Consider the following 13,805-nt stretch of genomic DNA (forward strand, 5'->3'; position numbering starts at 1 on the left):
GTGCAGTTTCCTCAGTGCAGTTTCCTCAGTGCGTGGAATCGCGGATGGTGAGCGTCGGCTGGAACTGCACGTGGCGTGGTTCGGCGCGGTGGTCCTGTGCCGATTCCTCCAGCAGATCCACCGCAGCACTGCCGATGTCGCGGCTGGGCTGCCTGATCGAGGACAGCGATACGACGGCCGACGCTGCGAAATCGATGTCGTCGTAGCCGATCACGGCGATGTCGTCGGGGACGACCGAGTTGCCCAGCATCACCAGGCTCTGCAGAACCCCCAGTGCGAGCAGGTCGTTGGCGCAGAATATGGCGTCCGGTCGATCTTTCGGGGCGCGCTCGGCGATCGAGGCCGCAGCCGCTCGGCCTGCCAGGACACTGGGCTCGCGGGTCGGCACGACCTCGATGACGGCGCCCGCCGCCTCCGCGGCCGTGCGTGCGCCTCGCAGTCGATCAGCGACCTGCCTCAGCGAGGTGGGCCCACCGACGTAGGCGATTCTGCGCCGGCCCTGCTCACACAGATGACGGACGGCGAGTTCGCCTCCGGCGATGTCGTCCACCGCGACGGACGAGAACGACGTACCCGTTCCGTCGCGGTCGACCAGTACCACCGGGGTGCCTCGGGACTGGAGGAGTTCGAGTCGCTCGAGATCCTCCCCGACCGGAGACACCAGCAGGCCGTGGACACGTTGCTCGTCGAACGTGTCCAGGTAGAGACGCTCACGTTCCGGATCGTCGTCCGTGGACCCCAGCAGAACGGTGAGCCCTCGGTCGGTGGCACTGGACTCGACGCCTCGTGCGATCTCGGTGAAGAACGGGTTGCCGATGTCGAGCACCACCAGCCCGACGCATCGAGACCGGCCGGCACGCAGCTGCCGGGCAGCGTCGTTGCGGACGAATCCGAGTCGGTCGATCGCGGACATGACACGTTTCACCGTCGCGGGCGCAACCTTGTCGGGTGCATTGAGCACGTTGGACACCGTGCCGACGGACACACCCGCCGCCGCAGCAACCTGCTTCATGCTCTTCGCCACGACTGCAGTCTTACCAGCCGACCACGGTCACCGTGGGCGCGGGACCAACCGCTCGAGCTGAGTGACGTGGCCAGGGCCCAGTTCCTCCAACGCGGTGACACCCAAGAGACGCATGGTGCGTTCGACCTGCTCGGACAGAATGTCCACGGCACGGTTGACCCCGGCTTCGCCGCCCGCCATGAGCCCGTACAGGTAGGCGCGGCCGACGAGCGTGAATCGGGCTCCGAGGGCGATCGACGCCACGATGTCGGCGCCGGACATGATGCCGGTGTCGATCATGACCTCGGTGTCCTTGCCGACCTCGCGGGCCACCTCGGGCAGAAGGTGGAACGGAATCGGAGCACGGTCGAGTTGTCGTCCGCCGTGGTTGGACAGAACGAGACCGTCGACGCCCAGTGCGGTGACGGCCTTGGCGTCGTCGAGCGTCTGGATTCCCTTGACGACGAGCTTGCCCGGCCACTGCTCCTTGATCCACGCCAGGTCCTCGAAGGTGACCGTCGGGTCGAACATCGTGTCGAGCAGTTCCGCCACGGTGCCGGACCAACGGTCGATCGACGCGAACGACAGCGGTTCGGTGGTGAGGAAGTCGATCCACCACTGTGGACGCGGCAGCGCGTTCAACACGGTTCCCGGTGTCAGTGCAGGCGGAATCGTCATGCCGTTGCGCTTGTCTCGCAGCCTCGCTCCCGCCACGGGAACGTCGACGGTGACCAGAAGGGTGTCGTACCCCGCCTTCGCGGCACGGTCGACGAGGCTCATCGACCGCTCGCGGTCCTTCCACATGTACAGCTGAAACCAGTTGCGACCGTGCGGGTTGGCGTCGCGGACGTCCTCGATCGAGGTCGTTCCCATCGTGGACAACGAGAACGGGATGCCCGCGCGAGCTGCCGCATGCGCACCGGCGATCTCCCCCTCGGTCTGCATCATGCGGGTGAAGCCCGTCGGGGCGATACCGAAGGGCTGCGCCACCGGTGCGCCGAGCACGTCCCATCCCGTCGACACCTTGGACACGTCGCGCAGGATGGACGGCGAGAACTCGATGTCCTGGAACGCCTGACGCGCCCGGCTGATCGACAGTTCGGCCTCCGCCGAGCCGTCGGTGTAGTCGAACGCCGCCGTCGGGGTTCGACGCTTGGCGATCCGGCGAAGATCCTCGATGGTCAGGGCGGCGTCGAGCCTGCGCTTCTTGCCGTTCAACTCCGGCTTCTTGAACTGCATCAGGGGCGCGAGATCGCGCACCTTGGGGATTTGCCTCTTGACCATGGTCAATCCTTTGTCGTGTGTGTCATAGAGCTGTGTGTCATAGGGATGCCGCCCGGCGGGAGGACGCAGGTTCGTGACGAACGGGAGGGAAGGTGGTTGCGACCGTGTGCCGCAGCCGTGTCAGATCTCCGGAGATCAACCCGTGGGTCCGTGCCTGTACCAGCACGTTACCCAACGCGGTCGCTTCGACGGGCCCGGCCAGTACGTCGAGTCCGGACCTGTCGGCGAGAATCCGGCACAGCAACGAATTCTGTGCTCCGCCGCCGACGACGTGGATCCGCCGGACGTCGATGCCTGCGAGTTCCGCGGCGTCGTACACCGCCGCGCTGAAGGCGACGGCCAGGGATTCGACGATCGCCCGAACCATCTCCACCCGTGACGACGGAACCGCAAGGCCACGATCGGAGTACCAGGCCGCGATTCGTGTCGGCATGTCGCCGCGAGGAAGGAACATCGGATCTTCGGCGTCGAAGACATGCGTGGGAGCCGGGCAGTGTGCCGCTGCCGCCAACATCTCCGGCAGGTCCACCGCCGCGCCGTCGGCTCGGCTCCATTCGCGCACCGATTCCGACAGCAGCCACAGACCCATCACGTTGTGCAACAACCGGTTGCGGCCGTCCACTCCGGCTTCGTTGGTGAACCCCGCGTCGCGCACTCGGGAATTCACCACCGGCGAGGAGGTCTCGGCGCCGACGAGACCCCAGGTGCCGCAGGAGATGTAGACCGCCGAATCAGGATCCATCGGTACCGCGGCAACGGCGGAGGCGGTGTCGTGGGAACCGACAGCAGTGACCGACACCGACGGATCACCGTCCACCACACCGGGCAGGATGGGCCCGAGAACCTCGCCCGGGTCGACGACATCGGGAAACAGCGACCTGTCGATTCCCAGGAGATCCAGCAGGACATCGTCGAGCACGCCGTCGGTACCGAAAATGCCCGTCGTCGACGCGTTGGTGCGCTCGGCGACCTCGCGGCCGGTGAGCCAGTACGACACGAGATCCGGCACCAGTAGCACGCGGTCCGCTGGTTCGAGCAGACCGTCGGTCCGGTCCACCGCAAGCTGGTACACGGTGGTGAACGGGAGGAACTGCAAACCGTTGCGGGCGAACAACTCCGCGCGGTCGACGACGGATTCCACGAGCTCGACGCCCCGCTGGGATCGTTCGTCCCGGTAGTGGTGCGGCAACCCGACCAGGCGACCTCCGCGCATGAGGCCGTAATCGACGGCCCACGAGTCGACTCCGACGCTCACCAGGTTGTCCGCGTCGCGAGCGGCGTCGGCGAGACCACGCCGAACGTGCCCGAACAATCCGGGCACGTCGGTGTGCAGCGCTGCCCGCGACCCGTTCCAGAGCCGGCAGGGTTCGTTGGGAAACCGGGTGACGACGTCGAGACGCAGCACGTCCCTGCCTGCGGTATCGCTGCCGACGGTGCCGACCACGACGCGACCGCTCGTCGCACCGAGGTCGACGGCCGCGACCTGAGCTGTACTCATGCCCGTCTCATCTCAGGAAGGCGGCGGCGACACCCGCGTCGACGGGCACGTGCAGTCCGGTCGTGTGCGAGAAGTCCGACGTGCACAGTGCGAACGCGGCATTGGCGATGTTCTCCGGCAACACCTCTCGCTTGAGCAGCGTGCGCTGCGCGTAGAACTTGCCGAGGTCGGCCTCGTCGACGCCGTAGACCGCAGCGCGGGACGCTCCCCAGCCGGCGGCGAATATGCCCGATCCCTGCACCACCCCGTCGGGGTTGATGCCGTTGACCTTGACACCGTGTTCGCCGAGTTCGGCGGCGAGCAACCGAACCTGATGTGCCTGATCGGCTTTCGTCGCCGAGTAGGCGATGTTGTTCGGTCCGGCGAACACCGAGTTCTTCGACGAGATGTACAGGATGTCGCCGCCCATCTTCTGGGCGATCAGCGCGGCCGCCGCAGCGCGCGAGACGAGGAACGATCCGCGAGCCATCACGTCGTGCTGCAGATCCCAGTCCGCGACGGTCGTCTCCAGCAGAGGCTTCGACAGCGAGAGGCCTGCGTTGTTGACCACCAGGTCGATACCGCCGAACGCGAGCACCGTCGCGTCGACGGCTGCCTGCACCGCAGCTTCGTCGGTGACGTCGGCCCGAACTCCGATCGCCACGTCCGTCGAGCCGATCTCGGCGGCGACGTCGGATGCTTTCTGCGCGTCGAGGTCGGCGATGACGACGCACGCGCCCTCCGCGGCCAATCGTGTGGCGATCGCCTTGCCGATGCCCGACGCCGCGCCGGTGACCAGGGCGATGCGCGTCGCGAGCGGTTTGGGTTTCGGCATCCGAGCGAGCTTGGCTTCTTCCAGCGCCCAGTACTCGATGTCGAACTTCTCCGACTCGTCGATGGGGCTGTAGGTGGACACCGATTCGGCGCCCCGCATCACGTTGATCGCGTTGACGTAGAACTCGCCTGCCACCCGGGCGGTCTGCTTGGTGGCGCCGTAACTGAACATGCCGACGCCGGGGATCAACACGATGGCCGGATCGGCGCCGCGCATCGCAGGTGAGTCCGCGGTCGCGAAGCGCTCGTAGTAGGCCTGGTAGTCCTTGCGGTACGCCTCGTGCAGTGTCTGCAGGCGTTCGACGGACTGCTCGATCGATGCGTCCGCAGGCAGGTCCAGAACGAGGGGCTTCACCTTGGTCCGCAGGAAGTGGTCGGGGCAGCTGGTGCCGAGCGCGGCCAGACGCGGATGCTCGGCGGCGGCCAGGTAGTCCAGGACCACGTCGGAGTCGGTGAAGTGCCCGACCTTGGGTTCGTCGGTGGATGCCATCCCTCGGATGTACGGGGCCAGGGCTGCTGCCTTGGCGCGTCGCTCGGCCTCCGGCAGGGCCGAGTAGCCGTCGAGCGCGGCGCCGAACGGTTCTGCTCGGCCGTGTTCGGCAAGGTAGGCCTGGGCAGCGCGGATGATCTCGAGCGAGTTCGCCTCCGACTCCTCGGACGTCTCACCCCATGCGGTGATGCCGTGTCCGCCGAGAATGCAGCCGATCGCCTGCGGGTTCTCGGCTTTGATCGCGGAGATGTCGAGTCCGAGCTGGAATCCGGGTCGTCGCCACGGAACCCACACCACCGTGTCGCCGAATATCTTTCGGGTCAGTTCGGGACCGTCCGCGGCGGTCGCGATCGCGATGCCGGAGTCCGGATGCAGGTGGTCGACGTGTGCTGCGTCGACGAGTCCGTGCATCGCCGTGTCGATCGACGGCGCCGCTCCCCCGCGTCCGTGCAGGGTGTAGTCGAACGACGCGACCATCTCGTCCTCGCGGTCCAGTCCCGGGTACACATCGACCAGTGCGCGCAGCCGATCGAGCCGCAGGACGGCCAGGCCGGACTCGGTCAGCGTTCCGAGATCGCCGCCGGATCCCTTCACCCACATGAGTTCGACATCGGCACCGGTCACCGGGTCGGTGTCGGTTCCCTTGGCGGAGGTGTTACCGCCGGCGTAGTTGGTGTTGCTCGGGTCGGACCCGAGACGGTTCGATCGTGCCAACAATGCTGCGACAGTCTCGTTCATCGTGTTCGCTTCCTGCTGTGTCGTCATTGCTCATGCACCCCAGGAGGTCTGGGTGCCGCCGACGCGGTCGGCTTCGATCTGCTGCTGATAACCCGATTCCGCGAAGGCTCGCATCGGGTCGGCCGGTAGACCGCGGCTCTCTCGCCACTCGGCGAGCCGCGGACGCACGTCGGTGTAGAAGGCATCCATGAAGATGCCGTTGGCGCCCAGTACGTCTCCGGCTTCCTGCGCCGTGGTGAGTGCCTCGGTGTCCACGAGAGCCGCGCGCAGCGTCATCTCCTGGACGTTGAGGACCGAGCGGATCTGCCCGGGGATCTTCGCCTCGACGTTGTGACACTGGTCCAGCATGAGCGCGAGGTCCGATTCGGGTGCGAGCCCTCCGCCGCGGATGACCTCGAACAGAATCCTGAACAGCTGGAACGGATCCGCCGCGCCGACGATCAGGTCGTCGTCGGCGTAGAAGCGTGAATTGAAGTCGAAGGAACCGAGTTTGCCGAGGCGCAGAAGCTGCGCGACGATGAACTCGATGTTCGTTCCCGGCGCGTGGTGCCCCGTGTCGAGGCACACTGCCGCGCGCTCACCGAGCGCGACGGTGTGCGCGTAGGACGTGCCCCAGTCCGGCACGTCCGTCACGTAGACGGCAGGCTCGAAGAACTTGTACTCGAGCACCAACCGCTGGCCCTCGCCGACGTGCTGGTAGATCGCGGCCAGCGATTCCGCGAGACGGTCCTGCCGACCGCGAATATCGCCCTGACCCGGGTAGTTGGTGCCGTCGGCCAGCCAGACCTTCAGATCCTGCGAGCCGATCTCGGTCATGACCTCGAGGCACCGCAGATGGTGATCGATCGCCTTCTGTCGCACGGCCTTGTCGGTGTGCGTGAGACTGCCGAACTTGTAGTCGTCGTCCTGGAAGGTATTGGAGTTCACCGTTCCCAGACGAACACCGAGATCGGCGGCGTAGGACTTCAGTGTTGTGAAGCTGTCGACGTTGTCCCACGGGATGTGAAGCGCGACAACGGGAGCCAATCCGGTGAGCCGATGCACGGTGGCTGCGTCGGCGATCTTCTCCTCGATCGTGCGGGGTGTGCCGGGGGTGCCGAACACCTTGAAGCGGGTTCCGGAGTTTCCGAACGCCCACGACGGGAGTTCGATGGCGAGGGCGTCGAGGATCGCGTCGGGACTGACGGTATGTGTGGTCACAGTGCAGGCTCTCGGGTCTGGGTGACTCCGTCTCGGGAGTCGGGGAGTTCAGGGGACACGACCGCACCGTATCGCTCGGTCTCGATCTCCGGCAGGGACTTTCCACGCGTGTTCGGTGCGAAGATCGCACCGATCGCGAGGGCGACGGTGAGCAGGCCGATGAGCAGCAGGCCGACGGTGGTGAGTCCGGTGGCGGCGAGCAGGGTCGGGAAGAAGTAACTCAGCAGGCCGGTGGCGGTGCGGACGACGAAGAACATGAAGCCCTGGGCGCTGGCGCGGTACGGCGTCGCGAACAGCTCGCTCGCCCAGAGGCTGTAGAACGCCTGGGCACCGATGCCGCTGGAGATACCCCAGGTGATGGCGAAGATCAGCAGCGTCGGGAGTCCGTTGTCGGTGAAGAACACCAGGATTGCCCAGGCCGCGATGCCGAGCAGAGCCCCGATGGAGTAGAGCAGCTTCTGGGACACGCGATCGGCGAACTTCATGAAGCCGAAGTACGTGGCGAGCACGGTGCAGCCCCACACCAGAACCTGCAGGAGGTTCTGTTCGACGGCGCTCTCGACGCCTGCGCTCTCGTACACACGCGGCATGAAGATGCCTGCCTGTCCCGCGACGGTGTTCCAGAAGCCGTAGATCCCGATGAGGACCAGCAGCGCGGTGATGTTCACTTTCTTGGTGAACAGGCCCTTCAATCCGGCTGCGCCGAAGGTCTTCTCGCGTGCAGCCGCCCCTGCGGTGTCGCCCGTTTCGTTCTTCCAGATCACCGACTCGGGCAAGCCCTGGCGAATCCACCACACCACCGCGGCCACGACGAAGAGGTGCAGGAAGATGATGCGAGAGCCGAGTAGATCCAGGGGCGCGAGCAACGCAGCGAGTGCGAATCCGACGAACGGCCCGACCGACCACGCCAATTGCGCGGTTCCGACGTGTCGTGCCCGCTCACGCGACGGCGCCTGTTCGGCAATGTACGTCCACGATGCGGGTACACCTGCTCCGACGGCGATGCCGGTGATCACGAACGCAGTCAGCAACATAGCGAAGTTCATCGCGAACGCTGCGATCAGCACACCGACCATGTAGACCATCAGGTCGTAGGTGTAGATCGCTTTGCGGCCGAACCTGTCGCACAGCGGACCGCCGATGCCGGCGCCGATCGCCGCACCGAATGCATTGGCGCTGAACGCGGCCAGCAGCCCGACGGCGAGGTTGCTGATGCCGAACTCGTTCTGCCACAACGTCAACGACGTGGCGATGGCGATGATCGATCCGGCTTCGATGTAGTTGCTCATCGCGACCGATATGGTCGCTCGCCACCCGGTGGTGGACTTGGCGCCGATCTTCATGAGGGCTCCATGTAGTGAGGGGGTCGGTGTGAGGGGGGTCGGTGTGAGGGTGATCAGGGGAGATGGAAGTAGTGGTGCAGAAACTCGAGAGGCGCGTCGGGGCGGGCCGCGGGTTCGAAGTACTGGGCCATGGTGGCCTGCCAGCGTGCGTCGACGTCGGTCGCGCTCATGGCCGTGGTCATCGCCGCGGGGTCGTCCGACTCGACGTAGCCGACGACGAGACCGTCCTCGGGTCGAAGGAACAGCGAGTAGTTCTTCCACCCCGTCTCGCGCAGAGCATCGAGCATCTCCGGCCAGACGGTCTCGTGCGCGGCCAGGTAGTCCTGCACCCGCTCGGGGCGCAGTTTCAACAGGAAGCACAGCTTCTTCGTGTCGGACAGAACCGATGCCATGGAGGACCTTCTCGACGATCAGAGTGTGGGGGCCACCATCGACTGTTGCAGATTCGACGGGATTGAAACGTTTCAATCGATGGCTTGGATCACATTAGGGCTCTCCAGTGCGCCGCGTCAACCCCTTGGTCTTCCGGAGCCGGGCTCGTCACTCGGACTCGCGCAGCACCTTGCTCAGACGCGCTGCCTGCACCGACAGGTGATGCCGCTCGGCGAGGTTCGACGCTGCTTGCGCTGCCTCGTCGTACAGCCGCGCGGCAGAGACCAGGTCACCCGCCTTTTCGTGGAGGTACGCCGAAGCAGCGGCGAAGCGGGGCACGCTCGGATCCACTGCGCCGAGCGCCGCGAGACCCGAGGCCGCGCCGTCGGCCTCCCCCACGGCGATCGCCCGATTGAGCTGCACGACGGGGCTCGCGGTGATGGCGAGAAGTTCGTCGTACCAGCTCACGATCTGCACCCAGTCGGTCTCGTCGACGCTTCTGGCGTCGGCGTGCAGTGCGGCGATCGCCGCGTGCACTTGGAACTCGCCCAGTCGGTCGCGTCCCAACGCGGCCTGCAGGATGTCGACGCCTTCGCCGATCAGCGTGGTGTCCCACTGCGATCGGTCCTGCTCGGCCAGGGGGACGACGCTGCCGTCGGGCCGTGTCCTGGCACTCCGGCGGGCATGATGCAGCAACATCAGCGCGAGTAGTCCCGACGTCTCCTCGTCGGAGGTCGACGTGGCCAACTGCCGGGTCAGTCGGATCGCCTCGGCCGCGAGGTCGACGTCGCCGGTGTACCCCTCGTTGAAGATCAGGTAGAGCACCCGGCGAACCGTCGACAGATCTCCGTTCTCCGTGAATCGCACGTGCCCGACGGTTTTCTTCGCGCGGCTGATGCGCTGACCCATCGTCTTCTCCGGGACGAGGTATGCGTCGGCGATCTGCTCGGTGGTCAGGCCACCGACCGCGCGCAACGTCAACGCGACCGCCGCCGACGGCGTCAACGACGGATGAGCGCACAGGAAGAGCAGCTGCAGGGTGTCGTCGACGTTCTGGGTGTCCCCCGGTGGCGGCTCGGCCCAGGTCCGCAGCTCCCGTGTTCGACGGGCTTCGTCGGCTCGATGCCCGTCGAGAAACTTCCGCCAGGCGACGGTGACGAGCCACCCCTTGGGGTCCGACGGCATCCTCGTCGGCCAGGACGTCGTGGCCTGGATCAACGCTTCCTGCACAGCGTCCTCGGCTGTCGTGAAATCGAGTCCGCGACGAGTGAGGACGCCGATCACAGCGGGAGTCAACTGCCGGACCAAGACGTCGTCCATCCCGGGCCGATCCGCAGACGTGCCGGACCCGAGGTGCATATCAGTCTTCGATGGTGGTGGGCGTGCTCATCAGCGGGCGGACTTCGAGCCACTCGTGAATCGGCTCACCGCCTGCACCGGGTGCGGCGGACAGTTCGGCCGCGAGCTCCAGCGCGCGGTCGTAGGAGTCGACGTCGATGACCATCCATCCGGCGATGAGATCCTTCGTCTCGGCGAACGGGCCGTCGGTGACCGGCGGCTTTCCCTGGCCGTCGTACCGGACCCACGCACCGGCCTGCTTCAGCGCCTGACTGTCGACGAACTCGCCGGTCTGCTGCAGCTTGGCAGCGAAGTCGTCCATGTACTTCAGGTGGGCCTGCACCTCGTCCTGCGTCCATTCGTTCATGGGGACGTCGTTGACTGCCTCGGGAGCGCCGCGGTAATGCTTGAGAAACAGGTACTTGGCCATGATGATCTCCTAGTCTCTGTGCAGCCCCTTCGGCTGCATCCAACCCTGGGACGGAACCGGGTGAGCGTTTTCGACATCGTCCCCGAAGATATTTCTCCGATTCGGCAAAAGAGTAGGTGTTACCTCTATTCACAGCTACTATGTGCTCCCATGAAGATGCGGTACGACGTCGCCGGTAGCGGGCCCACTCTCGTCCTCGTTCACGGAGTGGTTCACCGGAGGCAGGCGTGGGATCCGATCCTCGATCTACTCACGCCCTATCGCCGGGTGGTCACCGTCGACCTGCTCGGTCACGGCGAGTCCCCCGCACTCGAGGCGAACGTAAGCGATCCGCTCGGCTACGTCGTCGATGCCCTCGACGATCTGCTCGGAGACTTCGAGACTCCGGACGCGAAGCCTCACATCGGTGGTAACTCGCTGGGGGGCTGGCTGGCGATCGCCATGGCGTGCCGCGGGCGGGTGGCGTCGGCGACCGCGCTGTCTCCCGCCGGGTTCTTCGTGAACGACCTCGATCGACGCCGGGCGATCGGCACGTTCCGCGTTCTGAGGACCCTGGCCCGCGGAATGGGCGAGCATGCGCCTCGCCTGCTCTCCTACAAAGCCGTGCGCTACCCGGCCATCTATGCGTTCTTCGCCCACCCCAGCCGTGTGCCGTACGCCGACGCCGTGGTGGACACCGCGTCCCTGGTCTCCAACACCTTCGTCGACGAAGGATTGGACGCAGTGTTCGAACTTCCCGTCGCGGCCGAGCCGCAGGTTCCCATCACCATCGCCTGGGGCCGACGCGACCTCACCCTGCCGATCTACGAGCGTGCAGTCGCGAAGCGGAACCTGCCGCACGCCACGTTCATCACCGTGCCGGGCGTCGGCCACGTCCCGATGAGTGACAATCCAGAGCTCATCGCGTCGATCCTGTTGGCGGGAAGCGAAACTCGCACGGCCTAGTCGAGAGCGCAGCGGGCGCCCTCCGGTGGGGATCTCAGGTCCACGAGGTACTCGGCCACGACCGTGTCGACGCAGTCGTTCGCTCCGGAGAACGCGACGGTGTGCTGGTCTCCGTCGACGGAGAGCAGTGACCCACCCAGCGTCTCGGCAAGGCTGACACCACCCGCGTAGGGCGTGGACGGGTCGCCGGTGATGGAGATGGTCAACGTGTCGGGCAGACCGTCGATATCGGTTGCGTACGGGAATCCCAGAGTGGGTTCGACGGGCCAGGATTCACACGGGTCGCGTGCGCCTTCCGGCCCCAGACCGGAGTCGGTGAACGGCGCGATGCCCTGAATTCGCTCCTTGAGCTCGACCTCCTGTTCGGCAGTGTTGCGCTGCTCGTCGTTGCAGTTGATCGCGTACAGCGCCTCGGCGAAATTCGGGTAGGCGCCGTCGACGTCACGCCCACCGAACACGTCACTGATCTTCAGCAACGTCTCCGCCTGCCCCACCTGTAGTTCCGCGATGCCCTTGGTGATGACCGGCCAGACGGTCGAGTCGTACAGCCCGGCGATCACGGCCCCGTAGGCGGCGTCGAAGTCCATCTTCCTGCCGTCCGGGGTCACGATCGGATCGTCGATCAGCGGGCGGACGATGTCCTGGAAATTCTCGACGGACCTCGCCGGATCCTGCCCGAGAGGGCAGTCGGGCTCGGTGGCGCAGTCCGCAGCCATGGCGTCGAATGCCTCCTGGAACGCCGTGAACTGATCGATCCGACGGTCCGCTGTGCTCTGCAGTGGATCGATGGCACCGTCGAGCACCATGGCTCGAACGTTCTGCGGGAACATCTCTCCGTAGACCGCGCCCAGGCGAGTGCCGTAACTCTGCCCGAGGTAACTGAGCCGGTCGTCGCCCAGCACTTCGCGCAGCACATCCATGTCCCGGGCTGCGTCACGAGTTCCGACGTTCGCCAGAACGTCCTCGCCGCCGGACCGCTCGGCACATTGCCGAACCAGCTCGCGTGCCCCGTCTTCCGACAGCGACCTCGCTCCCGTCAGAACTGTCGTGTACGCCTCGCCTGCTTCGTTCTCGGCGTCGGTGAAGCAGTCGATGGCCGGCGTCGACGCCGCGACGCCGCGCGGATCGAATCCGACGATGTCGAACTTCTCGGTCAACGGACTGTCCGCCAGCGTTGTCGCCGCGGCTGCGGCCATGCTCATGCCAGGGCCTCCGGGGCCGCCCGAGTTGAGCAGCAACGACCCGATGGGCTCGCCTTTCGCGGGGACTTTCAGCAACGCGATCTGCGCCGTCCGTCCGTCGGGATCGTCGTAGTCGAGCGGGACGTCCACGCGCGCGCACCGAAACGTCGGATCGCTGACGAACGCTGCCTCGTCGGTCGACGTCGTGCCGTACCCCTCGCACGGCTCGAACGTCACCGCCTGATCGTAGAAGCGATCCAGATCTGCAGTCGTGTTCGGCTCCGGCTCGGCCTGGCTGCATGCCCCGAGGACGAGAACTGTTGCGGCCAGGACGCTTACGCTCCGGCGCGGTCGGTAACGATAGTTCACGGGTGGCTCACTCCCTGTGTGTTCGGAAAGGTGTCGTTCACGAGACGCTTCGTGGAGCGTCGGAAAGCCCAGACGGTGACCAGGATCGCGAGGGCGAACAGCGGGGTGCCCATGGAGATCTTCGCGAAGGCCAACCATCCGGTGGCGTCGGTGTCGTAGAGCTGATCCTGCACGATGTAGCGGGCACCGAACAGCAGCGCGAAGGCGCCGGTCGCGATGTCGTGCGCACGCAGAGTGGAGCTATCCGATCGCCACGGGTACTTGTTGCCGTGCAGCGCGTTCCACAGGAGTCCGGTCAGTGGTCGACGCGCGAGCAGGGATGCCACCATCAGCGCACCCATGACCAGGCTGGTCCAGATTCCGATCAGGAAGTACCCGCCGGCCGAGCCCGTCCACGCGGCAACGGCACCGGCCGTCACGACGCCGATCAGTCCGCCGCTCGCCTGGACGATCGGTTCACCGCGCACCATTCTCAGCGCTGTCAGCACGACGGCGATGGCGACGGCGATTCCGATGGCAATCGGAAGCGAGGCCACCGCGTTGGCGGTCACGAAGGCGACCACAGGGACCGCCGTGTAGATCATTCCGCTCACGCCGCCGAGGTTGTCCAGCAGGAGTTGGGTGGCGTCGGCTTTCTTCTCGTCTCGAATCGGTGTGGGGTCCGGAGTCGTCATCGTCTCCTCCTCGTGTCGAAGTCGTCGCTCTGTCGTCTGTTCCCAGAGTCGTCGACACGCACGCTCCACAACAGTGCAGACGGGAATCGAAACCGCGCTACTTCGTCACGGGTCGGGCATGACAGAT

General features: G+C 66.0%; 12 protein-coding genes. 1 reads left to right on the forward strand and 11 read right to left on the reverse strand.

The genetic code is table 11. The annotated features are described in order from the left end of the window. Positions 1-25 precede the first annotated feature (25 nt). The 9 genes from CH292_RS04810 to CH292_RS04850 all read right to left on the reverse strand — a co-directional run bounded on the left by CH292_RS04810 (position 26) and on the right by CH292_RS04850 (position 10,509). Positions 26-1,012, reverse strand: coding sequence for a LacI family DNA-binding transcriptional regulator (locus CH292_RS04810; protein WP_179275357.1), 987 nt, complete (start codon positions 1,010-1,012; stop codon positions 26-28). Between the two features lie 39 nt (positions 1,013-1,051). Then, entirely contained in the window at positions 1,052-2,287 is a 1,236-nt protein-coding gene (locus CH292_RS04815) for an alpha-hydroxy acid oxidase (RefSeq protein WP_033189226.1), read from the reverse strand. Between the two features lie 37 nt (positions 2,288-2,324). Next, a complete protein-coding gene (locus CH292_RS04820; RefSeq protein ID WP_094654108.1) occupies positions 2,325-3,785 on the reverse strand; it encodes a rhamnulokinase family protein in 1,461 nt (486 codons plus the stop codon). Between the two features lie 7 nt (positions 3,786-3,792). Then, on the reverse strand, positions 3,793-5,853 hold the full coding sequence (locus CH292_RS04825) for a bifunctional aldolase/short-chain dehydrogenase (protein ID WP_094654109.1): 2,061 nt from the start codon (positions 5,851-5,853) through the stop codon (positions 3,793-3,795). A gap of 3 nt (positions 5,854-5,856) precedes the next feature. Beyond that, complete coding sequence (gene rhaI, locus CH292_RS04830) at positions 5,857-7,026, reverse strand: L-rhamnose isomerase (protein ID WP_094654110.1); 1,170 nt, start codon at positions 7,024-7,026, stop codon at positions 5,857-5,859. After that, the gene (locus CH292_RS04835; RefSeq protein ID WP_019663735.1) at positions 7,023-8,369 is read right to left on the reverse strand and encodes an MFS transporter; all 1,347 of its coding nucleotides are present in this window, start codon (positions 8,367-8,369) and stop codon (positions 7,023-7,025) included. Before CH292_RS04835 ends, rhaI begins: the two co-directional genes overlap by 4 nt. Before the next feature lie 53 nt (positions 8,370-8,422). Next, on the reverse strand, positions 8,423-8,761 hold the full coding sequence (locus tag CH292_RS04840) for an L-rhamnose mutarotase (RefSeq protein WP_019663736.1): 339 nt from the start codon (positions 8,759-8,761) through the stop codon (positions 8,423-8,425). 148 nt (positions 8,762-8,909) lie between these two features. Further along, positions 8,910-10,061: an RNA polymerase sigma factor gene (locus CH292_RS04845; RefSeq protein ID WP_179277907.1), complete on the reverse strand. Its 1,152-nt coding sequence runs from the start codon at positions 10,059-10,061 to the stop codon at positions 8,910-8,912. 40 nt (positions 10,062-10,101) lie between these two features. Then, a complete protein-coding gene (locus CH292_RS04850) occupies positions 10,102-10,509 on the reverse strand; it encodes a YciI family protein (RefSeq protein WP_094654112.1) in 408 nt (135 codons plus the stop codon). Between the two features lie 150 nt (positions 10,510-10,659). On the opposite strand from CH292_RS04850, the gene CH292_RS04855 reads away from it, so the two are divergent. Next, a complete protein-coding gene (locus CH292_RS04855; protein WP_094654113.1) occupies positions 10,660-11,454 on the forward strand; it encodes an alpha/beta fold hydrolase in 795 nt (264 codons plus the stop codon). On the opposite strand, the gene CH292_RS04860 is transcribed toward CH292_RS04855, so the two are convergent. Together CH292_RS04860 and CH292_RS04865 are read right to left on the reverse strand one after the other, a co-directional pair. After that, positions 11,451-13,004, reverse strand: a complete 1,554-nt coding sequence (locus CH292_RS04860; RefSeq protein WP_094654114.1) for an alpha/beta fold hydrolase — start codon at positions 13,002-13,004, stop codon at positions 11,451-11,453. The two genes, CH292_RS04855 and CH292_RS04860, sit on opposite strands and share 4 nt — an antisense overlap. Continuing rightward, positions 13,001-13,678 (reverse strand): DUF3159 domain-containing protein, encoded by a 678-nt coding sequence (locus CH292_RS04865; protein WP_249277109.1) that lies wholly within the window; start codon positions 13,676-13,678, stop codon positions 13,001-13,003. Before CH292_RS04865 ends, CH292_RS04860 begins: the two co-directional genes overlap by 4 nt. Positions 13,679-13,805: the final 127 nt, after the last annotated feature.

Source organism: Rhodococcus sp. 14-2470-1a, from assembly GCF_002259425.1.
Taxonomy (GTDB): domain Bacteria; phylum Actinomycetota; class Actinomycetes; order Mycobacteriales; family Mycobacteriaceae; genus Rhodococcoides; species Rhodococcoides fascians_E.

Coding starts and splice junctions, on each gene's coding strand:
- CH292_RS04810 (WP_179275357.1), bottom strand. CDS start 1,012: ATGAAGCAGGTTGCTGCGGCGGCGGGTGTGTCCGTCGGCACGGTGTCC.
- CH292_RS04815 (WP_033189226.1), bottom strand. CDS start 2,287: ATGGTCAAGAGGCAAATCCCCAAGGTGCGCGATCTCGCGCCCCTGATG.
- CH292_RS04820 (WP_094654108.1), bottom strand. CDS start 3,785: ATGAGTACAGCTCAGGTCGCGGCCGTCGACCTCGGTGCGACGAGCGGT.
- CH292_RS04825 (WP_094654109.1), bottom strand. CDS start 5,853: ATGACGACACAGCAGGAAGCGAACACGATGAACGAGACTGTCGCAGCA.
- CH292_RS04835 (WP_019663735.1), bottom strand. CDS start 8,369: ATGAAGATCGGCGCCAAGTCCACCACCGGGTGGCGAGCGACCATATCG.
- CH292_RS04840 (WP_019663736.1), bottom strand. CDS start 8,761: ATGGCATCGGTTCTGTCCGACACGAAGAAGCTGTGCTTCCTGTTGAAA.
- CH292_RS04845 (WP_179277907.1), bottom strand. CDS start 10,061: ATGGACGACGTCTTGGTCCGGCAGTTGACTCCCGCTGTGATCGGCGTC.
- CH292_RS04850 (WP_094654112.1), bottom strand. CDS start 10,509: ATGGCCAAGTACCTGTTTCTCAAGCATTACCGCGGCGCTCCCGAGGCA.
- CH292_RS04855 (WP_094654113.1), top strand. CDS start 10,660: ATGAAGATGCGGTACGACGTCGCCGGTAGCGGGCCCACTCTCGTCCTC.
- CH292_RS04865 (WP_249277109.1), bottom strand. CDS start 13,678: ATGACGACTCCGGACCCCACACCGATTCGAGACGAGAAGAAAGCCGAC.